Source organism: Cytobacillus sp. QJM3NY_8 (assembly GCF_056173585.1).
Genome location: NZ_CM149681.1, coordinates 5100148 through 5126656, shown reverse-complemented (window position 1 = coordinate 5126656; position 26509 = coordinate 5100148). Strand labels below are relative to the sequence as shown.

Annotated in this window: 22 protein-coding genes; 21 read left to right on the top strand and 1 reads right to left on the bottom strand. The window is 44.3% G+C overall.

The features are described from left to right. Nucleotides 1-247 precede the first annotated feature (247 nt). Nucleotides 248-1429 carry a cardiolipin synthase gene (gene cls, locus AC0VZ9_RS26045; RefSeq protein ID WP_251264443.1) on the bottom strand — a complete coding sequence of 394 codons (1182 nt, stop codon included), beginning with the start codon at nt 1427-1429 and terminating at the stop codon, nt 248-250. 276 nt (nt 1430-1705) lie between these two features. Between cls and AC0VZ9_RS26040 the strand changes: the two genes are divergently transcribed. From AC0VZ9_RS26040 to AC0VZ9_RS25940, 21 genes are all read left to right on the top strand, one after another. After that, complete coding sequence (locus AC0VZ9_RS26040) at nt 1706-3817, top strand: (Fe-S)-binding protein (protein ID WP_009332309.1); 2112 nt, start codon at nt 1706-1708, stop codon at nt 3815-3817. Nucleotides 3818-4144: 327 nt separating this feature from the next. Next, nucleotides 4145-5332: an acetyl-CoA C-acetyltransferase gene (locus AC0VZ9_RS26035; protein WP_019380583.1), complete on the top strand. Its 1188-nt coding sequence runs from the start codon at nt 4145-4147 to the stop codon at nt 5330-5332. Between the two features lie 251 nt (nt 5333-5583). Then, nucleotides 5584-6438, top strand: coding sequence for a 3-hydroxybutyryl-CoA dehydrogenase (locus tag AC0VZ9_RS26030; RefSeq protein WP_475396931.1), 855 nt, complete (start codon nt 5584-5586; stop codon nt 6436-6438). 49 nt (nt 6439-6487) lie between these two features. Next, a complete protein-coding gene (locus tag AC0VZ9_RS26025) occupies nt 6488-7618 on the top strand; it encodes an acyl-CoA dehydrogenase (RefSeq protein WP_009332306.1) in 1131 nt (376 codons plus the stop codon). 63 nt (nt 7619-7681) lie between these two features. Beyond that, nucleotides 7682-8821, top strand: coding sequence for an acyl-CoA dehydrogenase (locus tag AC0VZ9_RS26020; protein ID WP_019380585.1), 1140 nt, complete (start codon nt 7682-7684; stop codon nt 8819-8821). Nucleotides 8822-9088: 267 nt separating this feature from the next. After that, nucleotides 9089-9733 (top strand): TetR/AcrR family transcriptional regulator, encoded by a 645-nt coding sequence (locus tag AC0VZ9_RS26015; protein ID WP_019380586.1) that lies wholly within the window; start codon nt 9089-9091, stop codon nt 9731-9733. A 58-nt stretch (nt 9734-9791) separates the two neighbouring features. Continuing rightward, complete coding sequence (gene icmF / locus AC0VZ9_RS26010) at nt 9792-13058, top strand: fused isobutyryl-CoA mutase/GTPase IcmF (RefSeq protein ID WP_475396930.1); 3267 nt, start codon at nt 9792-9794, stop codon at nt 13056-13058. A gap of 148 nt (nt 13059-13206) precedes the next feature. Continuing rightward, nucleotides 13207-13383, top strand: a complete 177-nt coding sequence (locus AC0VZ9_RS26005) for a hypothetical protein (protein WP_019380588.1) — start codon at nt 13207-13209, stop codon at nt 13381-13383. Nucleotides 13384-13792: 409 nt separating this feature from the next. Then, nucleotides 13793-14371, top strand: coding sequence for a DNA-directed RNA polymerase subunit delta (gene rpoE, locus AC0VZ9_RS26000; RefSeq protein WP_475396929.1), 579 nt, complete (start codon nt 13793-13795; stop codon nt 14369-14371). 272 nt (nt 14372-14643) lie between these two features. Continuing rightward, entirely contained in the window at nt 14644-16251 is a 1608-nt protein-coding gene (locus AC0VZ9_RS25995; RefSeq protein WP_475396928.1) for a CTP synthase, read from the top strand. 183 nt (nt 16252-16434) lie between these two features. Then, nucleotides 16435-17439, top strand: coding sequence for a LacI family DNA-binding transcriptional regulator (locus AC0VZ9_RS25990; RefSeq protein ID WP_009332299.1), 1005 nt, complete (start codon nt 16435-16437; stop codon nt 17437-17439). A gap of 20 nt (nt 17440-17459) precedes the next feature. Beyond that, nucleotides 17460-18416, top strand: a complete 957-nt coding sequence (locus tag AC0VZ9_RS25985; RefSeq protein WP_009332298.1) for a sugar kinase — start codon at nt 17460-17462, stop codon at nt 18414-18416. Between the two features lie 11 nt (nt 18417-18427). Further along, nucleotides 18428-18973: a 6-phospho-3-hexuloisomerase gene (gene hxlB, locus AC0VZ9_RS25980; protein WP_009332297.1), complete on the top strand. Its 546-nt coding sequence runs from the start codon at nt 18428-18430 to the stop codon at nt 18971-18973. Nucleotides 18974-18983: 10 nt separating this feature from the next. After that, nucleotides 18984-19994 carry an ureidoglycolate dehydrogenase gene (gene allD, locus AC0VZ9_RS25975; protein WP_217035440.1) on the top strand — a complete coding sequence of 337 codons (1011 nt, stop codon included), beginning with the start codon at nt 18984-18986 and terminating at the stop codon, nt 19992-19994. A gap of 27 nt (nt 19995-20021) precedes the next feature. Then, the gene (locus tag AC0VZ9_RS25970) at nt 20022-21026 is read left to right on the top strand and encodes a TRAP transporter substrate-binding protein (RefSeq protein ID WP_174751741.1); all 1005 of its coding nucleotides are present in this window, start codon (nt 20022-20024) and stop codon (nt 21024-21026) included. A 78-nt stretch (nt 21027-21104) separates the two neighbouring features. Further along, complete coding sequence (locus AC0VZ9_RS25965) at nt 21105-21599, top strand: TRAP transporter small permease (protein ID WP_019380594.1); 495 nt, start codon at nt 21105-21107, stop codon at nt 21597-21599. Next, nucleotides 21596-22870, top strand: a complete 1275-nt coding sequence (locus AC0VZ9_RS25960; RefSeq protein ID WP_009332293.1) for a TRAP transporter large permease — start codon at nt 21596-21598, stop codon at nt 22868-22870. Before AC0VZ9_RS25965 ends, AC0VZ9_RS25960 begins: the two co-directional genes overlap by 4 nt. Before the next feature lie 12 nt (nt 22871-22882). Beyond that, a complete protein-coding gene (locus AC0VZ9_RS25955) occupies nt 22883-23902 on the top strand; it encodes a zinc-binding alcohol dehydrogenase family protein (RefSeq protein ID WP_009332292.1) in 1020 nt (339 codons plus the stop codon). Nucleotides 23903-23913: 11 nt separating this feature from the next. Next, nucleotides 23914-24549, top strand: a complete 636-nt coding sequence (locus AC0VZ9_RS25950) for a bifunctional 2-keto-4-hydroxyglutarate aldolase/2-keto-3-deoxy-6-phosphogluconate aldolase (protein WP_251174321.1) — start codon at nt 23914-23916, stop codon at nt 24547-24549. Next, a complete protein-coding gene (gene uxuA, locus AC0VZ9_RS25945; protein WP_251174320.1) occupies nt 24546-25607 on the top strand; it encodes a mannonate dehydratase in 1062 nt (353 codons plus the stop codon). The genes AC0VZ9_RS25950 and uxuA overlap by 4 nt, the downstream gene beginning before the upstream one ends. A gap of 11 nt (nt 25608-25618) precedes the next feature. Further along, entirely contained in the window at nt 25619-26458 is an 840-nt protein-coding gene (locus AC0VZ9_RS25940; RefSeq protein WP_009332289.1) for an SDR family oxidoreductase, read from the top strand. Nucleotides 26459-26509 lie beyond the last annotated feature (51 nt).

The following is a 26509-nucleotide window of genomic DNA, read 5'->3' as shown; positions in this document are numbered from 1 at the left end:
TCTTATGCCTGTCATCCCTGGGCAGTCACCTCCACATTTCGGGCAATCCTCCTAAAAAGGCAAAGAACGCCTTTCCAGGACGCTCGTCTTGTGCTTGGGGCCCCCAGGACAAGGAAGGCTTCGTCAGCATAATCATCGCACGACCAAAATCGGCAGCTTTTGGGAGGATGGGGGTCATGCAGACGTTGCCACAGGACGTGGCGTTCTTAGTCTGCGTTCCTTCGTGAGCAAGGCGCTTCCGCTTTTCTTAGAGGAAGCTTGCCACAGACCGGGCAAGCATTTCCTTGAATGTCCGTAAAGGGTCCAGCCGGTTTAATTCTTTTAGCGTCAATCTCTTTGCATTGTCTATGTCTTTGTCCAGAACAGACCTGATCTGCTTTATGAACTCTTTGTCATAAATAAAGCAATTGATTTCATAATTTAAAAACAGGCTCCGCTTATCAAAATTGGCTGTTCCAATATCGCTGATTTCATCATCGATGATGATCGCCTTCGCATGGTAAAAGCCATTTTTGTATTCATACACATAAGCTCCTTGTTTAATCAAGGTTCTTAAGTAAAGATAGGAGGCTTCCTTAACAAGAATATGATCGGTAATGCATGGGACAAGTATCTTGACAGTTACCCCGCGTTCCAGGGCATGGATTAAATCCTGAAAAAGCCTTTTGCCCGGAATAAAATAGGGTGTCCCAATCGTAATGCTCTTTTTCGCATTCCGAATTAAGGAGGAGAAGCTTTCTTCTAAAAATGCTCCTTTATAAGATGCGAACTGATGGCGGTAATCTCCTGCAGGCTGCTCAGGAAAATAGACTCTGTTTGCGAGCAGGTCAGTCTTTGTTGCTTTATACCAATCGATTAGAAACTCTCTTTGCAGATCCTCTACCCCTTCACCACGGAATTTCAAATGATAGTCACGCCAGGGACTCAGCTTTTTATCCAGATTGATGTATTCTTTGCCAATATTGAAGCCTCCGCTGTAACCGATCTTTCCGTCAATAACGGTGATTTTCCGATGGTTCCTGGCCTGGAAAGAATAGAAGAGAAATGGAAGCTTTGGCACATGTGCAAACGAAAACTTAATGCCGCTGCTTTTAAGATCCTTAACGGTTTTTCGTTTAACCGGAAAGCTTCCGGCCCAATCCAGCAAAAGGCGGACTTCCACTCCTTCTTTTGCTTTACCCTTTAAAATGGTTAAAAACTCCTTGCTGATTTTATCATCCTTCACAATATAAAATAAAATATGGATGTGCTTTTGCGCTCTTCTTAGCTCGGAGAATAAATCATCAAACAAAGCAGGTCCCTCTGCAAATAGTTCCATATCAGACTGCCGGATGGGTAAGGCGGTCCGCTCAAGTTTTTTCATATGGCTTTTCCGGCCCCATGTAAAGTCGATATAGAGCCATAAGGAGATGACGAGTAAAACGGCCATAATGATATTCCAGACAGTCAATGCAATCTTCCTCTCGACAGGATTTTCCTGTTAGTATTTCCTGCAGAGCTTTTTCTATCATGGAATCTCCCAAAATGGGAGGACTTTTCACCTTTATAAAGAATTTAATAAATGAAAATAATGAAATTTTTCGAACAAGTTTAACTAAAAATGGTTGACTGAATGCTCATTCATAATATAATGGGAGTAAGAGTAAATTCAGAAAATTATATTGTTTTTAAAATTTTCTAAGATGAAGAAAGGAGCACCATGTCTATGAACGGTTTATTATGGATCAACTTAATTGCATTTCTTCTTGTAACCGCTTACGCCATCAGCCTGTTTGTCTATGTTGTGAAGACGCGGATTGAATATATCAAGCTTGGCAAAAAGGTGGAGTTTGACGGCAAGGTGAAAGAACGCCTTGAGAAGATCTGGGTCAACGTATTTGGCCAGAAGAAGCTTTTAAAGGATAAGAAAAGCGGAATTATCCACGTGATGTTTTTCTACGGCTTCATTCTTGTCCAATTTGGAGCAATCGATTTTATTATCAAGGGAATTAAGCCAGGTGCGCATTTGCCGCTTGGACCATTATATCCTGGCTTCACCTTTTTCCAGGAAATTGTGACCCTGATGATCCTTGTAGCGGTAATCTGGGCTTTCCACCGCCGTTATGTGGAAAAGCTTGTCCGTTTAAAACGCGGATTCAAATCAGGTCTCGTTCTTATTTTTATCGGAGGGCTCATGCTTTCCGTACTGCTTGGCAATGGAATGGGCATGATTTGGCATGGCCATGAAGGAACCTGGACAGAACCGGTTGCTTCTCTGATTGCCGGTGCATTCGCATGGATGGGTGAAACGGCTTCAATAGTTGTGTTTTACATCTCATGGTGGATTCACTTAGTATTCCTTCTCGCTTTCCTTGTGTACGTGCCGCAATCCAAGCACGCTCACTTAATCGCCGGACCGGCCAACGTATATTTCAACCGTCTGGATAATCCGGGAAAATTAAAAGCAATCGACTTTGAAGATGAGTCACAGGAAAGCTTTGGTGTCGGAAAGATTGAAGATTTTACACAGCATCAGATGATCGATTTCTATGCATGTGTGGAATGCGGACGCTGTACCAATATGTGTCCGGCAACCGGCACGGGAAAAATGCTTTCTCCGATGGATTTAATCCTGAAATTGCGTGACCATTTAACCAATCATGGTGCTGTTGTCACTTCGAAGCAGCCTTGGGTGCCGACATTTGCGTTTTCAAATACGAAAGGCAATCAGCTTGCCCTTGCTGCTGCAGGCCAGGGTGCAGAAGAAGCTGCTGCAGGCCTTGCATACAGCCCTAGCCTGATTGGCGAAGTCATTACAGAAGAAGAAATCTGGGCTTGTACGACTTGCCGAAACTGTGAAGACCAATGCCCGGTTATGAATGAACATGTTGATAAGATTATTGATCTGCGCCGCTACCTTGTTTTAACAGAGGGTAAAATGGATGCGGATGCACAGCGCGCCATGACCAATATCGAGCGCCAGGGAAATCCTTGGGGACTGAACCGCAAGGAGCGCGAAGACTGGAGAGAAGCACGCGAAGATGTTCATGTTCCGACAGTGAAGGAAATGAAAAAGGCAGGAGAAGAGTTTGAATACTTATTCTGGGTTGGCTCCATGGGATCTTATGATAACCGCAGCCAAAAGATCGCTCTTTCCTTTGCGAAACTAATGAATGAGGCAGGCGTTAAATTCGCGATCCTTGGAAACAAAGAAAAGAACTCTGGTGACACACCAAGACGTCTTGGAAACGAGTTCTTATTCCAGGAGCTTGCCACAAAGAATATTGAAGAGTTTGAGAAAAATGAAGTGAAGAAGATCGTAACGATCGATCCTCATGCCTACAACATTTTCAAAAATGAGTATCCGGATTTTGGATTAGAGGCAGAGGTTTATCACCATACTGAAGTTCTTGCTAAGCTTGTAGAAGAAGGCAAGCTGAAGCCGCAATATGCTGTGGAAGAAACGATCACATTCCATGATTCCTGCTATCTTGGACGCTACAACGAGGTGTACGATCCTCCTCGTGAAATCCTTAAGAGCATTCCTGGCGTTAAGCTTGTGGAAATGGAAAGAAACCGCGAAACCGGCATGTGCTGCGGAGCAGGCGGCGGCTTAATGTGGATGGAAGAAGAAACAGGGCACCGCATCAACGTCTCACGCACAGAGCAGGCACTCGCAGTGAATCCATCCGTGATCAGCTCCGGATGCCCATACTGCTTAACGATGCTTTCAGATGGCACGAAAGCAAAAGAAGTGGAAGAACAGGTTCATACGTACGATGTTGCCGAAATTCTCGAAAAGTCTGTTATAGGTGAAAGCCAGAACTTAGCATCCTAACATATTGAAAGTGGAAATTGAAGCACTGAAGCAAATTTCAGCTAAAGCATTTTGACGAAAAATGTTTTTACCAGAATTTTGTGTAAAGTGTTTCAATTTCTGCTATTTTTCTAGTAAAATAGAATATGATAAAGCGCTTACAATTTTGCTTGTTTGCTGATGAGGGAGAAAATCCTTTGATTTCGCGGTTTTTTCGAGCGAGCGTTCAGTCAGCCAACGCGCCTTCACTGATATTTAACTTCAACCAGAACTGCTTCATAGACCCGATTTTTTTTCAAATTAATTATTAGAACATTTTAAATTAATAGTACAAGGGAGCGATTCTTAATGGGGAAAACCGTAATTCTTAGCGGAGTAAGAACACCTTTTGGAAAATTTGCCGGAGCGCTTAGCAGCTTTTCAGCTTCTGACCTTGGCGGATTTGCAGTAAAAGAAGCGCTGAACCGCGCCGGCGTCAATCCAGAGGACGTAGATGAAGTGATTCTCGGAACCGTTCTCCAGGGCGGCCAGGGCCAGATCCCTTCACGTCAGGCTGCAAGAAAAGCAGGCTTGCCATGGGAAGTGAAAACGGAAACGATCAATAAAGTATGTGCTTCCGGCATGCGTAGCGTCACATTAGGGGATCAGATTATCCGGGCGGGTGACGAGGAAGTCATCGTGGCCGGGGGCATGGAATCCATGAGCAATGCTCCTTATATTTTGCCGAAAGCGCGCTGGGGGCTGCGCATGGGTGATTCAACGGTTAAGGACTTAATGGTTCATGACGGATTAAGCTGCAGCTTCACAGGCGTCCATATGGGAACATACGGAAACTCGACAGCTAAAGAGTTTGAAATCAGCCGTGAAGCGCAGGACAACTGGGCACTGAGAAGCCATGAACGTGCCATTGCAGCAATGGAATCCGGCAGATTGGCAGAGGAAATCGTGCCGGTGGAAGTGCCGCAGCGAAAAGGTGAGCCAATCGTTGTTTCCCAGGATGAATCGCCGCGTAAAGATACTTCCTTAGAAAAGCTGGCTAAGCTGGGGTCGGTTTTTAACTCCGATGGTACGATCACTGCGGGGAATGCGCCTGGCGTTAACGACGGAGCAGCAGCCTTAGTATTGATGAGCGAAGAGCGGGCAGAACGCGAAGGCAAAAAGCCGGGAGCCTATATTCTTGGCCATACAGCGCTTGCAGTGGAAGCCAAGGATTTCCCGCAAACCCCTGGACTTGTCATTAATGCTCTATTGAAAAAGACAGGAAAAACCCTGGAAGAGATTGACCTATTTGAAATTAACGAAGCATTTGCGGCTGTTGCTTTAACAAGCGGAAAAATTGCCGGTCTTGATGAAGAGAAAGTGAATGTTAACGGCGGTGCCGTTGCCCTTGGACACCCAATCGGCGCGAGCGGAGCGAGAATCATCCTAACACTGATGAATGAACTGAAGCGCCGCGGAGGCGGAATCGGCATTGCGGCCATCTGCAGCGGCGGAGGCCAGGGGGATGCGGTGATGATTGAGGTTCCGAAGCAGTAATCTGTTTTAGGACGGCGGTGCAGCCCGGCCAAGCGAGAGACGCAACTGATCATATCGGCCGCAATTAGGATTTTACGGCCAAAATAATCAAATTATCGGCCACATGGAACAATGAAGGTCTATATGAACATCTTACCGGCCAAAATCCGCTATTTACCGGCCAATTTCATAAAAATACCGGCCGAAAAGCAGGATTTACCAGCCGAATCGATAGAAATACAGGCCAAAGCCCAAGATCGGAGGATACAAATATGAACGTAAAAAACATTATGGTAATCGGTGCTGGACAAATGGGTTCAGGAATCGCGCAGGTTTGTGCGCAGGCAGGCTACAGCGTCATCTTAAACGACCTAAAGCCGGATTTTGTTGAACGCGGCATTGGCGTAATTAAAAAGAATCTTTCCCGCCAGGTGGAAAAAGAGCGCATGACAGCGGAAGACATGGAAACAGTGCTGAAAAATGTAACCACTTCAACTGATCTGCAGGACGCAAAGAACGTTGAGCTCATCATCGAAGCAGCCGTTGAAAATATGGAGATTAAAACAAAGATCTTCAGCCAGCTGGATGAAATCGCTCCAGAACATGCGATTCTGGCAAGCAATACATCATCCCTTCCTATCACAGAAATCGCGGCTGCCACAAAACGTCCGGAAAAAGTCATCGGCATGCATTTTATGAACCCGGTACCAGTGATGAAGCTAGTAGAAATCATCCGTGGCCTTGCAACTGCAGACGAAGTGTATCAAACCATTGAAGACATCACAAAGACGCTTAAAAAAGTGCCGGTAGAAGTGAATGACTTTCCTGGATTCGTATCCAACCGCATCCTGATGCCGATGATTAATGAAGCAATCTTCACGCTTTATGAAGGGGTTGCGACAAAAGAGGCCATTGATGAAGTGATGAAGCTTGGCATGAACCATCCAATGGGACCGCTGACTTTGGCTGATTTCATTGGCCTGGATACATGCCTGTATATTATGGAAACCCTGCATGAAGGCTTTGGCGATGATAAATACCGTCCATGCCCGCTGTTAAGAAAATATGTAAAAGCTGGCTGGCTTGGCAAGAAGACAGGCAGAGGCTTCTACGTTTACGAAAAATAATCACAGGAGCCCGGCTGAATAGAGCCAGGCGGCATCGGAGGGTATACAAATGAACCTGAGATTTACAGAAGAACAGGAAATGATGAGGAAAATGGTGCGTGATTTTGCGCAAACGGAAATCGCCCCTTTTGTGGAAAAAATGGAGCAGGGGGAGTTTCCAAGGGAGATTCTCCGCAAAATGGGCGAGCTTGGCCTGATGGGGATACCGATTCCTGAAAAATACGGCGGATCCGAAATGGACTTTACCTCCTACATTATCGCCATCCATGAACTGTCCCGTGTGAGTGCGACAGTGGGCGTTATTTTATCGGTCCACACATCGGTTGGAACAAACCCAATCCTTTACTTCGGTACGGAAGAGCAAAAGCAGAAATATATTCCGAAGCTTGCTTCAGGCGAGTACCTCGGAGCTTTTTGCCTCACTGAACCGAGCGCAGGCTCGGATGCGGGAAGCCTGAAATCCCGTGCGGTAAAAGATGGAGACCATTATGTCATTAATGGTTCAAAAGTGTTCATCACGAATGCTGGCGAAGCAGACGTATATATTGTATTTGCATCCACAAATCCGGAGCTTGGCAGCAAAGGCATCTCCGCTTTTATTGTAGAGAAAGATACGCCAGGCCTTGTATTTGGGAAGGATGAGCACAAAATGGGCTTGCACGGCTCAAGAACGCTTCAGCTGACATTTGAGGATATGCGTGTTCCTTCTGAAAATCTTCTCGGCAATGAAGGAGAAGGCTTCAAGATTGCGATGGCCAATCTGGACGCCGGACGGATCGGTATTGCTTCGCAGGCGCTTGGAATCGCAGAAGCAGCCTTTGAAGCAGCCGCAAGCTATGCGAAGGAACGTGTACAGTTCGGCAAGCCGATCGCTGCTCAGCAAGGTGTCGGATTCAAGCTTGCAGACATGGCGACAAGCGTCGAAGCTGCAAAACTATTAATCTATCGCGCAGCAGACATGCGCCAGCGCGGCATTAAATGCGGACTGGAAGCCTCAATGGCAAAGCTGTTTGCATCCAAAACAGCAGTAGACGTGTCAACAGAAGCCATTCAGGTATTCGGCGGCTACGGCTACACGGAAGACTACCCGGTTGAGCGCTACTTCCGTGATGCCAAAATTACCGAAATCTATGAAGGCACAAGCGAAATTCAGCGGATTGTCATCAGCAAACAGCTGTAAAGAAACAGACCAATAATGAATTCACCATATATCAACGAATCCATATAAAGCGAGGGAAAGACAATGAATTTCCAATTGAGTGAAGAGCATGAAATGATCAGAAAAATGGTGCGCGATTTTGCCAGGAATGAAGTGGCGCCGACTGCTGCTGAACGCGACGAAGAAGAGCGCTTTGACAGAGAGATTTTCGACAAAATGGCGGAGCTTGGCTTAACAGGGATTCCGTGGCCTGAAGAGTATGGCGGAATCGGCAGTGATTACCTTGCTTACTGCATCGCAGTTGAAGAGCTTTCCAGAGTATGTGCCTCTACAGGTGTAACTCTTTCAGCACATACATCTCTGGCAGGCTGGCCGATTTTCAAATTCGGAAGCGAAGAGCAAAAGCAAAAATACCTGAAGCCTATGGCCCAGGGTGAAAAAATTGGCGCTTATGGCCTTACTGAGCCAGGCAGCGGATCAGATGCCGGCGGAATGAGAACAACGGCACGTCTTGAGGGTGATCATTACGTCTTAAACGGCAGCAAAATTTTCATCACAAACGGCGGAATCGCAGATATCTATGTTGTATTTGCCCTGACAGATCCAGCTTCCAAACATAAAGGAACAACAGCGTTTATCGTGGAATCCGGCTTTGAAGGCTTCTCAGTCGGCAAGAAGGAAAAGAAACTGGGTATTCGTTCCTCACCTACAACTGAAATCATTTTTGAAGAGTGCAAGGTTCCGGTTGAGAACGTTCTAGGAAACGTAGGCGAAGGCTTTAAAATTGCCATGATGACACTTGACGGCGGCCGCAACGGCATAGCTGCCCAGGCAGTCGGGATCGCGCAGGGCGCACTGGATGCTTCAGTTGAATATGCAAAAGAACGCCAGCAGTTTGGCAAGCCTATTGCTGCCCAGCAGGGAATCGGATTTAAGCTGGCAGACATGGCCACAAGCATTGAAGCTTCAAGACTATTAACGTACCAGGCAGCATGGCTGGAGTCAGAAGGGCTTCCATACGGAAAAGAATCTGCCATGTCCAAACTGCTTGCTGGTGATACGGCTATGAAAGTAACAACAGATGCCGTCCAAATCTTTGGCGGGTACGGATATACAAAGGATTATCCGGTAGAACGCTTCATGCGTGACGCCAAAATTACGCAAATCTACGAAGGCACACAGGAAATCCAGCGTCTCGTAATCTCTCGTATGGTAACGAAATAAATGTTCTAAAACGGGTCGTTTTGGTAAAATTTGTGTCTTTAGAGCTGCTGACTAAGTTTAAGCAATGAGTTGATTGCAGCGGAAGGTGCGAGACTCCTGCGGGAGTAGCGGGACAGGTGAGACCCCGCAGACGCAGAGCGTCGAGGAGGCTCACCGCCCGCCCCGCGGAAAGCGAGCATCCTGGAGCGGAAATCAACGGGCAGAATTCATAAGTTAATACACATTTATAAACAGGCATTATGATTCACGGGAGGCGGTAGGTAAACAATGAAAAAACGGGAAGTGCAGGCTTCTGTTAAAGATGAGCGTCTTGTCAAAAAGAGACGTGATCAGATGATTAAAGGTGCCGTCACCCTTTTTATCCAAAAAGGGTTCCATCGTACAACAACTAGAGAAATCGCGAAGGCATCTGGTTTTAGTATTGGAACGCTTTATGAATACATCCGTACGAAGGAAGACGTACTATATCTGGTTTGTGACAGCATTTATGACCAGGTCGCTGAACGGCTTCAAAAAGGTCTTGATACGAAACAGGGCACGCTTGAAAGCCTGAAACAAGGCATCGCCGACTATTTCAAGGTTGTCGATGAAATGCAGGATGAAGTGCTCGTCATGTACCAGGAAGTAAAGGCTCTGACAAAGGATGCGCTTCCATATGTTCTGAAAAAAGAAATTGAAATGGTCGGCATGTTCGAGCATGTCATTACACTTTGTGTCGAGAACGGGGAACTGGACCTGCCGGAGAAAAAAATCAAAATGATTGCCCATAACATTTTTGTCCAGGGGCAAATGTGGGCATTCCGCCGCTGGTCACTGCAGAAAATGTACAGCATCGATGAATATATCCAGCTGCAGACCAATCTCCTTATTCAAGGAATAAAGGATCCGGGAAGAGTTTCGGAAAAAGCTTAATAATAGCGTGCAGGCAACAGTGCACAGTTGCCTGCGCTTACGGACAAGGGGGAGAACGATGAGCAATCCAGAAGTCTATAAGCCGAAAAATCATATTCGCTTCGTTACGGCTTCCAGCCTATTTGACGGACATGATGCTTCCATTAATATTATGCGCCGCATCATTCAGGCAAGCGGTGCAGAGGTCATCCACCTCGGGCATAACCGTTCTGTGGAGGAAGTCGTAAATGCTGCAATCCAGGAAGATGTGCAGGGAATCGCTATTTCCTCTTATCAGGGAGGACATGTAGAGTACTTCAAATATATGTATGACCTTTTGAAGGAGCGGGGCGCATCCCACATCCGCATTTATGGCGGAGGGGGCGGTGTCATTATCCCGAAGGAAATCAAAGAATTGCATGACTACGGAATCGCGAGGATTTTCTCTCCGGAAGATGGCCGCCAATACGGCCTCCAGGGGATGATTGATCAAATGATCAAGGAGTGTGATTTCCCGACTTTCACAGCTGAAGCATCCGAGCAGATTGAAAAGCTTCAGGATGGGGAAACCAATGCCATTGCCAAGCTGATTACACTGGCTGAGCATCAGGTAACCGTAGGCAAAGAAGCGGCAGCATCGCTTGAGCCGGTCATGGAGAAAGTGAAGTCACTGGAAAAGCAGGTACCTGTAGTGGGAATTACGGGTACAGGCGGTGCTGGAAAAAGCTCGCTGACTGACGAACTGATCCGCCGTTTCATTAATGAAATTCCGGAGAAAAAAGTTGCGATCCTTTCTGTTGATCCGACAAAGCAAAAAACAGGCGGTGCGCTTCTTGGCGACCGTATCCGCATGAACGCCATCTTTAATCCGCGAGTCTACATGCGAAGCCTGGCAACAAGAAATTCCCGCAGCGAGCTGTCGCTTGCGATTCAGGATGCCATATCAGTTGTCAAAGCAGCCGGCTTTGATCTGATTATTGTAGAAACAAGCGGAATCGGGCAGGGAGATGCCGGCATTACGGAAATTTGTGATGCTTCCATGTATGTCATGACAAGTGAATTCGGCGCGCCTTCCCAGCTTGAGAAAATTGATATGATCGATTATGCAGACTTGATCGTCATTAATAAATTTGAGCGCAAAGGTTCTGAAGATGCCATGCGGCAGGTGCAAAAGCAGTACCAGCGCAGCCGGATGCTTTTTGAAAAAGAGCTGGAAGACATGCCTGTCTACGGAACCATTGCCAGCCAGTTTAATGATCCTGGCACAAATGCGGTGTTTGCGGCACTTGTGGAAACAATTAATGAAAAAGCAGGTACAGACTGGAAGACAAGTTTTACAAAAAACGCAAAAGTTGAAAAGCAGAATGTGATTATCCCGAATGAACAGCGTTATTATCTGCGCGAAGTTTCTGAAACAGTCCGCGGCTACCACAAGAAAGCGGAGGAGCAGGCCGATCTTGCCCGCAAACTGTTCCAGCTCGAAGGGGCTCTGCTTGCTGTGAAAGAACAAGAAGGAAATGAAGAAGTTATTGCTTCTCTTGACGCCATTAAATCAGCAGCAGAAGAAAAGCTGTCTGCTGAAACAAAGAAAATCCTTGCTGGCTGGGATGATCTAAAGGAAAAATACACAGGCGAGCAATTTGTGACAAAAATCCGCGATAAAGAAATCGTGACGGTTTTAAAAACAAAAAGCTTATCCGGCCTGTCCATTCCAAAAGTGGCACTGCCTAAGTATAAGGATTACGGAGAAATCATCCGCTGGGTATACAGAGAAAACGTGCCGGGTTCATTCCCTTATACAGCTGGTGTTTTTCCATTTAAACGCGAGGGTGAAGATCCGAAGAGACAGTTTGCCGGAGAAGGTACACCTGAACGGACAAATCGCCGCTTCCATTATCTGTCCAAGGATGATGCCGCGAAGCGTCTGAGCACAGCGTTTGATTCTGTAACCCTATACGGGGAAGATCCTGACTATCGCCCGGACATTTACGGAAAAGTCGGGGAAAGCGGAGTCAGCATCTGTACGCTGGATGATATGAAGAAATTGTATGCAGGATTCGATTTGTGCCATCCATCTACATCTGTATCGATGACGATTAATGGGCCGGCACCGATTATTTTGGCGATGTTCATGAATACGGCCATCGAACAGCAGATTGAAGTAAAAGAGCAGGAGCTTGGCCGCGTGCTGACACCTGAAGAATTCACAGAAGTTAGGGCGAAAACACTGCAGACTGTCCGCGGGACGGTTCAGGCTGACATTTTAAAGGAAGATCAGGGACAGAATACTTGTATCTTCTCGACTGAGTTTGCTTTGAGGATGATGGGGGATATCCAGCAGTACTTTATCGACCATAAAGTCCGAAATTATTACTCTGTTTCTATTTCCGGTTACCATATCGCAGAAGCGGGCGCAAACCCGATTTCTCAGCTTGCCTTTACACTGGCAAATGGCTTCACCTATGTCGAGTACTATTTGAGCAGAGGCATGAACATCAATGATTTTGCACCAAACCTTTCATTCTTCTTCTCCAATGGACTTGATCCGGAGTATACGGTGCTGGGCCGTGTGGCGCGCCGCATCTGGGCAACGGTTATGAGAGATAAGTACGGCGCCAATGAAAGAAGCCAGAAACTGAAGTACCATATCCAGACTTCAGGGCGCTCTCTGCATGCACAGGAAATTGATTTTAACGATATCCGCACAACGCTGCAGGCATTAATGGCGCTTCAGGATAACTGTAACTCCCTTCATACTAATGCTTATGATGAAGCCATTACGACACCGACAGAAGAATCTGTCCGCCGTGCGATGGCCATCCAGATGATCATTACTAAAGAGCATGGATTATCGAAAAATGAAAACCCGCTTCAGGGTGCATTTATTGTAGATGAATTGACAGACCTTGTGGAAGAGCAGGTGCTGAGAGAGTTCGAACGCATCAATGACCGCGGCGGCGTGCTTGGCGCCATGGAAACTCAATACCAGCGCGGCAAAATCCAGGATGAGTCCATGTATTATGAAATGAAGAAGCATACTGGTGAGCTTCCAATTATTGGAGTTAACACGTACTTAAATCCTAATCCTCCTTCAGAGGATGAAATGAATAACATGGAGCTTGCACGGGCAACGAAGGAAGAAAAAGAAACACAGATCCGCAATCTGCGCAGCTTCCAGGACCGCAACAAAGGCAAATCGGAAGAGGCGCTGAAACAATTGAAGGAAGCAGCAGTCAGCGGCGGCAACATTTTTGCCGAACTGATGGAAACCGTCAAAGTGGCAAGCCTTGGCCAAATCACCCGTGCTTTATACGAAGTGGGTGGACAGTACCGCCGGAATATGTAAAACCAAATGGATCAACAGGGCCTGCAGCTGCAGGCCCTTGTTTTCTGCACTTTTATTTAACATAGAATTAATATAAAATACATCCATATCCTATATAATGGAATCAATACATAGCAGTGCACTTCGGGGACCCTGAGGATGTGAAAAAATGAAAAAAATCTTGCTCTACGCAGCCATACTTGCAGCTGCTGCAGGAGTTTACTTTTTATATGGAAAACAGCTGGGAGCCATTGCGTTCTTTGTGCTCTCCTTCTACTTCACCTGGCTCGCCTATAAAAAATGGGACCGGCCGGTAAAGGGGAGGAGAAAGAGGAGGGTAAATTAGCTTCTTTTTAACGGATAATGTAAAAAAGTTAATTGTCTTGTTAATACAATGAGAGTTTTTCTGCTGAGTTAATTGGAGTGGAGGACACTTGATCCTCGAAAATGCTGGCGCATTTCCTTCGTGCGGTGTTCATTCGAGGAAGCTTATTCAATGTCCTGCGGGAGTCCCCCGCTCCTCCCCGCGGAAAGCAAGTGCCCGCAGATAATTTAAAATCAAGAATAAATCGCATAAAAATACGCAGAACAGCAGATATAACTGGCATAAACCGTAAAAATTTGTTTATAATGAAGAATATGCCTTCTTGGAGGCTGTCCGCACGCATTTTCATACAGCTGCGGAACTTCAGCTTTAATAGTTTGTGATTTGCGCTGCAGAATGAGCGTTTACATAGGGAAAGGAAGTGCTGATATTGAGTTTGGAACAGTTCTCAAAAGAAGAATTACAAGAAATGTCATTAATCGAAGTGGCTTATGAACTTCTGACAAGCAAAAAAGAACCAATGGCCTTTAATGACATTATGAATGAAGTGGCTAAACTTATGAACCTTTCAGAGGAACAAGTCAGGGGAAAAATTGCACAATTCTATACAGATTTAAATATAGATGGCCATTTTATCGGATTGGGCGATAACCGCTGGGGCCTTCGTTCATGGTATCCGGTTGACCAATATGAAGAAGAAATCGTTACCGTAATCAAGCCTAAGAAGAAAAAGGCGAAGAAAAAGGACGACGAGGATCTCGATCTTGAAGATTATGATGAGCTTGATGAAGAAGATATCGATTACGACGATATCGACGGATTTGACGATGATGATCTGACAGAAGACGATGATGACGATCTTCTTGACGATGACGATAACCTTGATGATGATGAGTTCGAGGACGATGATGAAATAATCGAAAAAGATGAAGAATACGACCTTGGCGATGAGGACGAAGAGCTTGAGGAAGATGACCTAGACGCTGACGAAGAGGAAGAAGATTTATAATCTTGACATTTCGTTTCAGGGCTTGTAGAATACTTTTTGGGCTCCTTAAAAAAGGACGATTCGTTTAGACGCTAATAGCGCTCCCTTACTTACTTAAGTAAGAGGGGCGCTTTTTATTTTTTTATAGGCCATGTGCCTTTTTAAAAGAGCTAAACCATCCCTTTGCGATAAGCTTCCGCTGAAAAAATCGGAGGCTGAACAATAGAATTTTTATCATCAAGTCTTTAAACCGGCATCATTATGCACAAACTGATATCAAGGGGGAATTTTTCATGACTAAGTATATTTTTGTTACGGGCGGAGTTGTTTCGTCACTAGGAAAAGGAATCACGGCAGCATCACTTGGCCGCTTATTGAAAAACAGAGGGTTAACGGTTACGATTCAGAAATTCGACCCTTACATAAATGTGGATCCGGGAACAATGAGCCCGTACCAGCATGGTGAGGTGTTTGTAACAGGTGACGGCGCGGAGACTGACCTGGACTTAGGTCACTATGAGCGTTTTGTTGATATTAACCTGACTAAGTACAGCAGTGTAACAACTGGTAAAATTTACTCAACTGTCCTAAGAAAAGAGCGCCGCGGCGACTATAACGGCGGAACGGTACAGGTTATTCCGCATATCACAAATGAAATCAAGGATAAGGTTTTCCGTGCAGGCCATGAAACGAATTCTGATGTGGTCATCACAGAAATCGGCGGAACAGTAGGGGATATTGAGTCACTTCCATTCCTTGAAGCGATCCGCCAGATTAAGAGCGATATCGGCCGCGATAATGTGATGTACATTCACTGTACATTGGTTCCTTATATCAAGGCAGCAGGTGAAATGAAAACAAAGCCTACACAGCACAGTGTGAAAGAACTGAGAAGCCTTGGCATTCAGCCAAACGTCATCGTTCTTCGTACAGAAATGCCAATTTCCCAGGATATGAAGGATAAAATTGCGCTATTCTGTGATATCGATAAAGAAGCAGTTATTGAAGCAACAGATGCGGATACATTATATTCTATACCACTATCTCTTCAAGATCAGAAGCTTGATGAAATTGTCTGCAAGCATTTGAAGCTGAATTGCGGAGAAGCGGACATGACAGAGTGGAAGCAGCTGGTCGACAAGGTTCTGAACCTTTCCAGAAAAACCAGAATTGCCCTTGTCGGTAAATATGTTGAATTGCAGGATGCTTACATTTCAGTCGTCGAAGCCCTAAAACATGCGGGTTATGCTTTTGATTCTGATATTGAAATCAAATGGATCAACTCGGAAGAAGTGGACAGAAGTAATGTCAATGAACTGCTTCAGGATGCTGACGGAATTCTGGTTCCAGGCGGATTTGGCGACCGTGGCATTGAAGGGAAAATCCTTGCGATTCAATATGCCCGTGAGAACAAAAGGCCATTCCTTGGCATCTGTCTTGGGATGCAGCTGGCTTCGATTGAATTTGCAAGAAATGTACTGGGTCTTGAAGGGGCACACTCAGCAGAAATTGCTCCTGAAACACCGCATCCAATTATCGACCTTCTGCCTGAGCAAAAGGATATTGAGGATTTAGGCGGAACTCTAAGACTTGGATTACAAGCTTGTAAATTGAATGAAGAGACCAAAGCCTTTGAGGCATACCAGGACGAAGTGGTATATGAGCGTCATCGCCATCGCTATGAGTTCAATAACCACTACCGCCAGGATATGGAGAAAGCGGGCTTTGTCTTCTCTGGTACAAGCCCGGATGGCCGCTTAGTGGAAATTATCGAAGTGAAGGATCACCCTTGGTTCGTTGCTTCCCAGTTCCATCCTGAATTTATCTCAAGACCAACTCGCCCTCAGCCATTATTCCGTGAATTTGTCGGGGCTTCATTGAAATTTAGCGAGAAATTATAATGTGGAAAAATCCCTCCGGATGCGGAGGGATTTTTTTTGTTCAAACCGTTGTTGAATGATTCCTGCTAAAAATAAAATTCAGAAATTTTAGTATTGATTTTGAAAAGGTTTTCATTTATACTTTCCCTAAACCGGTTTACTAAACCGATTTACTAAATCGGTTTAGCGAGAGGATAGTACAACATGAAAAAAATAACGATGTTAGATGTTGCGCAAAAAGCAAATGTATCAAAGAGCACAGTTTCACAGTATATCAATAATCGCTACGAGTATATGGCGGAATCTACTAAAATGCGAATTGAAGATGCCATTCGCGAGCTGGGATATATCCCTAATTTCGTAGCTAAAAGTTTGAAGCAAAAGAAGTCATCAACCATTGGAGTGATTGTTGCCAATATACTTCATACGTTTTCGACAGAAATTATCAGGGCCATTGAAGATGTTTGCGAAAAAAATGAATTTCATTTGTTTGTCTGTAACGCAGACGATAATCCGGAAAAAGAACGTGCATACATTGATATGCTCTTAGCTAAACAAGTTGATGGACTGATTATCTTTCCGACCATCGGAAATGAAGATCAATATAAACGGCTGAAACTTTCAAATTTCCCTATTGTTTTTGTAGATAGAAAGCTTGAAAAAACAATTTATCCAACACTGCTTTTGGATAACGAGAGAGCAGCTGAGATTGCCGTTCAGGAAATTGTCCAAAAAGGCCATAGGAAAATAGGGCTGGTATCCATGTCCTTAAGCCAAAAAGTGACACCCCGGATCGAACGGATAAATGGATACAAGAAAACTCTGAAACAAAATGATTTGCCTGTAAAGGATGATTGGATTATTGCGGCAGAAAGAAAAGACATTATCCCTGAACTAGAAAAAATGTGGCTGAAAGAAGAAACGCCAGAGGCATTTTTTGCTACAAACGACCTTTCACTCATTGAACTTTTGAAATTTTTAAGAAAAAAGAATTTGAAGGTTCCTGATGATGTAAGCGTTATTGCAGTAGATGACTCTGATTTCCTGGAAATCTCGGCAACACCAATAACAGCCATCAAACAGCCGACTTTTGAAATTGGCAATGATGCCGCTTCAGTTTTATTAGATTTAATTAGAAATCCTCAGTTTGAGGAAGTATATGAGATTAAAAGATATGCTCCTGCTTTAGTTGAGCGGGAATCTTTATAGAGTGTTAGGAGAGAAAAATAATGTCATCACCATTCAAAGTTTTAACAATCGGAGATGCCATGATAACACTGAACCCAGCTGTAAAAGGACCACTTAGATATGTCACCCAGTTTGAACGCAAGGTGGGCGGTGCAGAACTTAACTTTGCCATTGGATGTGCAAGGCTTGGGTTAGACAGCAAGTGGATTAGCCGGCTGGGGGAAGATGAGTTTGGCAGAGTCATATATAACTTCGCTCGGGGAGAGGGCGTAGATGTATCGGGTGTGGATTTTGTAAGCGGCTGCCCGACATCACTTAACTTTAAGGAAATTAATGAGGATGGATCAGGCAAGACATTCTATTACCGATATAACTCGCCTATCTTAACCTTGACACCGGAAATGATTCAGGAAGAACTGTTTGAAAATGTAGATCTTGTCCATCTTACAGGTGTTTTCCTTGCTATTGATTCAAAGAACATCGAAACTGCCGCAAAAGTGATTGAAGTCGCAAAACAAAAAAAGATTCCAATCTCCTTTGATCCAAATATCAGACTGAAGCTTTGGTCGATTGAAGAAGCGAGAAAAGCATATAAAGAAATTCTTCCGCATGTTGATATCCTGCTGACTGGATTAGAAGAGATCAGGCTAATAAGCGGAATGGAAGAAGAAGATGAACTTGCACTTTTTGCCAGAGAATATGGCATTAGGGATTTGGTCTTAAAGGATGGCGCTAATGGATCAAAGCTATTCCGGAATGGCGATTGGACACGGGCAGAAAGCTTCCGTGTGACTCCTGTTGATACTGTCGGAGCCGGGGATGGATTCGATGCGGGATACATTTATGGCTGGCTGAACGGCTTCAGCAAGGAAAGACTGCTTCAATTTGCTAATGGCGTAGGTGCCCTGGTTACAACCGTCTCAGGAGATAATGAAGGTCTTCCTTATCTTAGTGAAGTAAACGCATTTATCAATAATGACCTTATTGTTGAAAGATAAGGGGTGGACAAATGGATACGATTCTTACAATTCTCAAAGAAATGAGAGCAGTATGCACACATGTCGATAAGAACGAATACGACTCTTTCGTAGCACTTTTAAAGAGTGATGCTCGTTTCTTCTTTACTGGGGAAGGCCGTTCAGGCCTAGTGGCAAAGGCGATTGCCATGCGTCTTATGCATAGCGGAAAAACAGTCTATGTTTTGGGAGAAACGACAACACCGGCCATACAGGAGAACGATATACTAATCGTTTTATCTGGCTCAGCCAAAACAGGACAGACCATAAGTTTTTCTGAAAACGCCTTCAAGGCGGGGGCGAAAGTATTTTTGATCACAACTGACAAAGAGGCCATTCACCAGCCATGCTTTACGGGGGGAATGCAGATTCCTGCGGCAACAAAATACCGCCTTTCAGGAGAACCAGATACGATTCAGCCTCTAGGGAATCAGTTTGATCAGGCTGCACATCTTATTTTAGATGCAGCAATCATAGATAGTTTATCAGAAAGAAATTCGAACGAAGAAATGGTCAAGAAACATACCAACCTGGAGTAGGGGGATCATTATGTCTACTGTGACAATTCATCATGAAGAAGCCAAGAAGCTAGTAGTTCAGAAATTAACAGATGCTGGCTTGCTGCATGAACATGCAGAAAAAGTTGCGGAAATCCTGGTTCATGCGGATTTAAGAAATGTTAATTCACATGGTGTACTTCGTACTGAACATTATGTGAACCGTTTAAATGCGGGAGGTATCAATCCCACTGCCGAGATTTCATTCAATAAAACTGGACCTGTGACAGGGGTAGTCGATGGGGATGACGGATTTGGACACGTCATTGCAGATGAAGCCATGAATCATGCCATCCAGATGGCAAAGGAAAATGGTGTGGGAATGGTCACAGCCATTAACAGCAGCCATTGCGGGGCACTTAGCTATTTTGTTCAAAATGCCGCAGAGGAAAACCTGATTGGAATTGCGATGACTCATACCGATAAAATTGTCGTGCCATTTGGAGGCAAAGATGCTTTCCTTGGAACCAATCCGATTGCCTATGGTGTACCGGCAAAAACACAGAAACCATTCATCCTGGATATGGCAACATCGAATGTAGCTCTGGGGAAAATCCTTCAATATAAAGAAGAAGGAAAAGAAATTCCAAAAGGATGGGGTGTAGACGAGAATGGGGAAACCGTAACAGATCCTTCCAAAGTCGTTTCACTTTCTCCGTTTGGCGGGCCTAAGGGCTATGGACTATCAATGATTGTCGACATCTTCTCGGGTTTGCTTGCAGGTGCAGCTTTTGGGCCGCATGTAGCCAAGATGTATGGAGACCTGGATAAGAAGCGGAAGCTTGGCCATTATTTCTGTGCAATTAATCCAGCATTCTTCACGGATGCAGAAGCATTCCTGGAAAATATGGATCAAATGATGGAGGAAATCCGTCAGGCCCCTCCAGCTCCGGGTTTTAAAAGTGTTCTTGTGCCAGGTGAAATTGAACAAATGAATGAAGAAAGAAACCTTGAAAAAGGGATAACAATTGCTTCAACGGTCCATCAGTTTTTAACAAACTAAACCTATAGAAAAAAGGGGAGAAACATAATGAAATTGAAGTGGTTATCTGGTGTTTTAGCAGCGACATTGATGCTTAGTGCCTGCGGTTCGGGCGGTTCTAATGGGGCAAGCGGCGAGAAGCAAGAGGGAGAAGTAATCAAGTGGAAGTTTGGCCACTTGGCAGATGAGAATCACATTTGGCATAAAACGGCTGAGGAATTTGCAGATCTGGTTAATGAAAAAACAGAAGGGCAAATTGAAATTCAGATATTCCCGAATAACTCTCTTGGCGGAGAAACAGATACAATCAATGCCATTCAGGCGGGTACAGCTGACTTGGTTATTTCTGGTGAAACCATGCAAAACTGGGCACCTAAGGCTGCTTTAATGGCAGTACCGTATGCCTTCCGTGATCTTGACCATGTAAAAACGGTTGTAGAAGGGGAAATCGGTGAAGAAATTGAGAAGGAAATCACTGAAAAAGTTGGCTTGACTCCTTTGTATTATCATACACGTGCTCCACGTAACTTGACTTCAAGTGAGCCAATTGAGTCACCATCTGATTTAAAGGGTTTTTCTATGCGTGTGCCAAATGTTCCATTGTTCCTGAAAGTCTGGGAAGCCGCAGGTGCTAAGCCGCAGGTTATGGACTTCAATGAAGTATTTACTGGCCTCCAGCAAGGAGTTATTAAAGGACAGGAAAATCCGGTTGATTTAATACAGAGCGGCGGGTTGTATGAAGTTCAAAAGTATGTGAATCGTACAGAGCATGTATATTCATGGATTTATATCCTAATTGGCAACAAGCAGTTTGAGGCCTTGAATGATGAACAGAAAAAAGCAGTGACAGAAGCAGCTGCAGAAGCGCAGGCATTTGGAGAAAAACTTTATGATGAAGAAATTTCCAAGATAGAGTCTGAGCTTGAAAGTGAAGGAATGGAGTTTGTTGAAGTTGACCAGGATGCCTTCCGTGAAAAAATGCAGCCTGCGATTAAAGATAGCCTTAAGCCAGAACAGTATGAGCTTTATGAAAAAATTCTAGAGGTAGAATAATAGTCTTATTGGAACAAGTTAAAGGCACCGCTGACTATTTTGCCAGCAGTGCCTTTAATTAAAGGAAGGAATGAAAAAATGAAAATACGAATTTGGCTTGACCGAATATTAGCCTTCTTGACTGTTATAAGTTTTTCCGGGGTTATTATCGTGGTTACCATTCAAATCATGTCGCGCTATCTTCCCTACACAGCAATTTGGACGGAAGAGCTTACGCGCTATTTGTTTATATACTCCATTTGCTTTGGGGCACCGCTAGCTTTGCTTCGAGGCGAGTTTATTAATGTAGATCTGATTCTTACAAAAATGTCACATGCTTTTCGCCGGTATTATGAAATTGGAATTTATTTGCTGATTATATTGTTAAGCGGGGTTCTCGTTAAAGAAGGATGGTTCTTTACACAGCTAGGGGAAAATCAGACTTCAGCCACAATGCCTTTTCAAATGTCGGTAATCCACGCTGCAATATTTATCATGAGTGCATTTTTATTATTGTATTCAATTGTCAAAATCATTAGGCTAATCCGAAATGAAGAAGATTTTAATTCACAAATGGGTGGTGGGGAGCTATGATGGCAGCCATTTTGTTTTTCTCGTTCATAATCCTGATATTCCTAGGCGTGCCAGTAGCATTCAGCCTTGGCCTATCTTCACTTTTTTATTTAATACTGGCTGATATCCCGTTAAGCATCATTCCGCAAAAAATGTTTGGAGGGCTAAACTCCTTTGTTTTGCTCTGTATCCCCGGGTTTATTCTGGCAGGAAACTTAATGAATGCTGGCGGTATTACAGATCGCATCATTCAGTTTGCAAATAATTGCTTCGGCCATATCCGAGGGGGACTTGGCTTAGCGAATGTAGGATCATCGATGGGGTTTGCAGGTATTTCAGGTACAGCTTTGGCAGACACAGCCAGTATAGGAGCTATTCTTATTCCTGCTATGAAAAAAGAAGGGTACGGAGCAGGTTTTTCTGCAGCTGTAACGGCATCTTCATCAACAGTTGGCCCGATTATTCCTCCGTCTCTTCCGATGATTATTGTCGGGACACTTGCATCAGTATCTATTGGCGATCTGTTTTTGGCTGGTGCCCTGCCAGGGTTATTACTTGGCCTGGGATTAATGATTCCAACCTATATTATTTCTGTTAAAAGAAATTATCCAAAAGGGGAAAGAAAGTCACTAAAGGAAATATGGAAAAGCTTCACTGGGGCGTTCTGGGCACTATTTATGACAGTTATCATTATGTATGGAATTCTCGGAGGCTACTTCACACCGACTGAAGCGTCTGTCATTGCAGTATTGTATGCCTTTGTTATTGGAATCTTCGTTTATAAAGAGCTTCCCATTAAAAAAATTCCGGAAATTATGCTTTCTTCCATGACAGGTACGGCTTCTATCATGCTTCTCGTAGGTTTTGCAAACCTTTTTGGCTGGATTATGGTAAGTGAGCAGATTCCACAAATGGTTGCAGATGCAATTCTCGGAATCTCGTCAAACCCAATTGTCGTTATTTTATTGATTAACTTGCTGTTATTGTTTGTTGGAACGTTCATGGAGACGATTGCGGCTCTAGTCATTCTGTTCCCGGTGTTATTACCGGTAGCTGCTTCCATTGGTATGGATCCGGTTCAATTTGGGGTCATGATGGTATTAAACCTTGTTATTGGCCTAGTAACGCCTCCTGTTGGTGTTTGTCTATTTGTAGCATCACAAATCGGCAAGATCTCAATTGGAAAAACAGCAAAAGAATTACTGCCATTCTTAGGAGTCAGTCTGGCTGTCTTAATGCTTGTGGCTTTTGTGCCGCAAATCTCACTGTTTCTTCCAAGTTTATTTGAATAGGGGGTAGTAATAATGAAAGCAGTACAAATTCCAAGTGCAATGGAAATGGAAGTCATTGATATAGAAAAACCAGTTATCCGCAATCCTGATGAGGTTCTAGTAAAAGTTAAAAGAGTTGGAATATGCGGGTCTGATATGCATATTTACCATGGGACAAATCCACTTGCAACCTACCCAAGAATTGTTGGCCATGAAGTGGCAGGAGAAGTCGTTGAAGTCGGGTCAAATGTTTCAGGAATGAAACCAGGTGACCATGTTGTAGTGGAGCCAATCCGCTATTGCGGAGAGTGCTACGCATGCCGAAAAGGACGCCCGAATGTATGTCAGTCTTTATCTGTTTTTGGTGTTCATGAAGATGGAGGGTTGCGGGAATTCTTTGTACTGCCTGAAAATCAGCTTCATGTTGTGAATTCATCATTAGAATGGGATGAAATTGTATTGGCTGAACCCTACACCATTGGAGCTCAGGCTGTATGGCGCGGGGCCGTTGGAGAAGGAGATACTGTATTCATCCAGGGAAGCGGCCCGATAGGCATATGCATTTTAAAAATGGCGAAGCTGCAGGGTGCAAGGGTTATTATCAGTGATTTGAAGCAGGAACGACTAGCATTTGCCAAGGAAAATGGGGCAGATGAAATCATTAATGCATCGGAAGAGTCTGTAGAAGATCGGGTATTGGAATTGACAGATGGTGAAGGACCAAATGTAGTGATTGATGCAGTATGTCTGCCTTCTACCTTTGAGCTTGGCGTAAATCTTGTATCACCTGCCGGCACGGTAGTTGTTCTGGGGTTTGATGAACGGCCATCCTCTATTCCGCAATTGCCAATAACGAAAAAAGAAGTAACTATTGTCGGTTCGCGGCTCCAGACAAACCAATTTGAAAAGGTTGTATCTCTGCTGAATGTAGAAAAACTTCAATCAAACGGTTTTATTACCCACCATTTTCCGATAAGTGAAGTGCAGGAAGCATTCCGATATGTAGAGAAGAATCCTGACCAGGTTCGAAAAGCAGTTATTGTTTTCGATTAAGGGGAGATTAGATGAACTTAAAAATAGAGAAACTTAATCAGCTGGTAGAATCAAAAGTGGTTGCAGTTGTGCGAGGAAAAACACCTGAAGCAGCGATTAGTATTTCTGAAGCAGCTATTGAAGGCGGATTTCGTGCTATTGAAGTGACTTATACTACACCTGCAGCGGAAAAAGTGTTTGAGGCTTTAAGAGGTTCAGACGGTGTAATCGGTGCTGGGACAGTTCTGGATTCGGAAACAGCCCGACATGCCATTTTAAATGGGGCGGAATTTGTTGTGAGTCCGCATTTTGATAAGAATATAGCCTTGATTTGCAATCGCTACAGCATTCCATACCTTCCTGGATGCATGACCATAACTGAAATCATGACAGCACTCGAATATGGCTGCGACATTGTAAAGCTGTTTCCGGCCAATCGTTTTGATCCATCATTTATAGGTGCAGTCAATGGTCCCCTGCCCCAGGTGCGAATCATGCCCACTGGCGGGGTGAATTTAGATAATGTAGGTGCGTGGCTTGAAGCTGGCGCTGTCGCAGCCGGAATTGGAAGTGACTTAAACAAGGCATACAAAGCTGGCGGTAAAGAATCAGTAAAAGCACTTTGTGAAAAATATGTCGAAGCTATAAATGGAGGCACCGAAAAATGAATATGACCTTTCGCTGGTATGGCAGGGATAATGATACTGTAACCCTTGAGCAAGTAAAACAGATTCCCAATGTGAAAGGAATCGTTTGGGCCCTTCACAGAAAACCTGTCGGGGAAGTCTGGGAGACAGACGAGATCAAATCTGAAGTTGAGTATATAAAGTCCTTTGGGTTTCATGCAGATGTAGTGGAAAGTGTTAATATACATGAATCTATTAAGTTGGGAAACAATGAAAGGGATTTATTTATAGAAAATTATAAAAAAACCATTCGGAACCTGGGTGAATTTGGGGTTAAAGTTATTTGTTATAACTTCATGCCTGTCTTTGATTGGACACGAACTGACTTATACCGCTCACTTCCAGATGGCTCAACGGCATTATTTTATGAAAAGAACAAAGTGGAAGAACTGGATCCGCAAGATTTAATCAAAACGGTTTCCGAGGCTTCTGATCTGACTCTGCCTGGCTGGGAGCCAGAGAAAATGTCACGGATTCAAGAGCTATTTGCAGCGTATCAGCATGTAAGTGCAGAGGACTTATGGGAAAACCTGAGCTATTTCTTACAGGAAATTTTGCCAGTGGCAGAAGAAGCAGGCATCAAGATGGCTATCCACCCGGATGATCCGCCATGGTCTATTTTTGGCCTGCCGCGAATCATGACGGGAGATGAAAGTCTGCAGAAGCTCCTTTCTATCTCTGATTCACCTTCCAACGGCATTACTTTTTGCACGGGATCGCTAGGGGCCAACCCGCAAAACGATATGGTTGAACTCGCAAGAAAATTTGCCGAAAGGTCACCATTTGCACATATCCGAAATGTAAAGATTTTCGAGAACGGTGATTTTATTGAAACTTCTCATTTAACAGCAGATGGTTCCATCAATATTAAAGGGGTCGTCAAGGAGTTATCTGAGATTCAATATGAGGGGTACGTGCGTCCTGACCACGGCAGGCATCTTTGGGGTGAAGAATGCAGACCAGGTTACGGATTATATGACCGGGCTCTTGGAATCATGTATCTTCACGGATTATGGGATGCCTATCAATCTGAGAAATAAGGAGAATGCTAATGTTTCCAATACACGGAAATTTAAATGGAAAAACAGCTGTAATTACGGGCGGAAGCGGCGTGCTATGCTCGGAAATGGCCAGGGAGCTCGCAAGACATGGGGTGAAAGTGGCCATTCTTAATCGTACGGCAGAAAAGGGAGCTGCAGTATCAGCCGAAATTGAGAAAGCAGGGGGGACAGCGATTGCTGTTGCAGCAGACGTCTTAGATCGTGAATCCCTGGAAAAGGCAAGGGAAGAAGTGATCAGCCACTTTGGCAGGGTGGATATATTAATTAACGGTGCAGGCGGGAATCACCCGGATGCCATTACTTCTGTAGAAACCCATAATGTGGAGCCTTCTTCTGAAAAGTCCTTCTTTGATATGGATGAGAGAGGCTTCTCCCAAGTATTTGCCAGCAACTTTACCGGAACTTTTTTAGCCAGCCAGGTTTTTGGCAAAGAACTGTTAAAGCAGGAATCGCCTATCATTATTAATATCTCATCAATGAGTTCCTACTCACCAATGACAAAAGTGCCTGCCTATAGTGCAGCCAAATCAGCCATTAACAATTTTACAATGTGGATGGCTGTACATTTCGCAGAAACAGGTTTGCGGGTAAATGCAATTGCACCGGGCTTTTTCTTAACAACTCAGAACCGCAATTTATTATTGAATCAAGATGGTTCCCATACGGCCAGGTCAGAGAAAATTATTGCTCATACACCAATGAAAAGGTTTGGCCAGCCGAAGGATTTGCTTGGTGTACTGCTGTGGCTGGCTGACGAAGAATACTCGGGTTTTGTAACAGGTGTTACAGTACCAGTTGACGGCGGATTTATGGCATACTCAGGAGTTTAATATGAAAAATAGGGCCACAGGAAGTATTCCTGTGGTTTTTGTTTCAGGCTT

Coding starts and splice junctions, on each gene's coding strand:
- AC0VZ9_RS26025 (WP_009332306.1), top strand. CDS start 6,488: ATGAACCTGAGATTTACAGAAGAACAGGAAATGATGAGGAAAATGGTG.
- cls (WP_251264443.1), bottom strand. CDS start 1,429: ATGGCCGTTTTACTCGTCATCTCCTTATGGCTCTATATCGACTTTACA.
- AC0VZ9_RS26005 (WP_019380588.1), top strand. CDS start 13,207: ATGAAAAAAATCTTGCTCTACGCAGCCATACTTGCAGCTGCTGCAGGA.
- AC0VZ9_RS26015 (WP_019380586.1), top strand. CDS start 9,089: ATGAAAAAACGGGAAGTGCAGGCTTCTGTTAAAGATGAGCGTCTTGTC.
- hxlB (WP_009332297.1), top strand. CDS start 18,428: ATGGATACGATTCTTACAATTCTCAAAGAAATGAGAGCAGTATGCACA.
- AC0VZ9_RS26035 (WP_019380583.1), top strand. CDS start 4,145: ATGGGGAAAACCGTAATTCTTAGCGGAGTAAGAACACCTTTTGGAAAA.
- AC0VZ9_RS26040 (WP_009332309.1), top strand. CDS start 1,706: ATGAACGGTTTATTATGGATCAACTTAATTGCATTTCTTCTTGTAACC.
- AC0VZ9_RS25940 (WP_009332289.1), top strand. CDS start 25,619: ATGTTTCCAATACACGGAAATTTAAATGGAAAAACAGCTGTAATTACG.
- AC0VZ9_RS25965 (WP_019380594.1), top strand. CDS start 21,105: ATGAAAATACGAATTTGGCTTGACCGAATATTAGCCTTCTTGACTGTT.
- uxuA (WP_251174320.1), top strand. CDS start 24,546: ATGAATATGACCTTTCGCTGGTATGGCAGGGATAATGATACTGTAACC.
- AC0VZ9_RS25970 (WP_174751741.1), top strand. CDS start 20,022: ATGAAATTGAAGTGGTTATCTGGTGTTTTAGCAGCGACATTGATGCTT.
- AC0VZ9_RS25960 (WP_009332293.1), top strand. CDS start 21,596: ATGATGGCAGCCATTTTGTTTTTCTCGTTCATAATCCTGATATTCCTA.
- allD (WP_217035440.1), top strand. CDS start 18,984: ATGTCTACTGTGACAATTCATCATGAAGAAGCCAAGAAGCTAGTAGTT.
- AC0VZ9_RS26030 (WP_475396931.1), top strand. CDS start 5,584: ATGAACGTAAAAAACATTATGGTAATCGGTGCTGGACAAATGGGTTCA.
- AC0VZ9_RS25950 (WP_251174321.1), top strand. CDS start 23,914: ATGAACTTAAAAATAGAGAAACTTAATCAGCTGGTAGAATCAAAAGTG.
- AC0VZ9_RS25985 (WP_009332298.1), top strand. CDS start 17,460: ATGTCATCACCATTCAAAGTTTTAACAATCGGAGATGCCATGATAACA.
- AC0VZ9_RS26020 (WP_019380585.1), top strand. CDS start 7,682: ATGAATTTCCAATTGAGTGAAGAGCATGAAATGATCAGAAAAATGGTG.
- icmF (WP_475396930.1), top strand. CDS start 9,792: ATGAGCAATCCAGAAGTCTATAAGCCGAAAAATCATATTCGCTTCGTT.
- AC0VZ9_RS25955 (WP_009332292.1), top strand. CDS start 22,883: ATGAAAGCAGTACAAATTCCAAGTGCAATGGAAATGGAAGTCATTGAT.
- AC0VZ9_RS25995 (WP_475396928.1), top strand. CDS start 14,644: ATGACTAAGTATATTTTTGTTACGGGCGGAGTTGTTTCGTCACTAGGA.
- AC0VZ9_RS25990 (WP_009332299.1), top strand. CDS start 16,435: ATGAAAAAAATAACGATGTTAGATGTTGCGCAAAAAGCAAATGTATCA.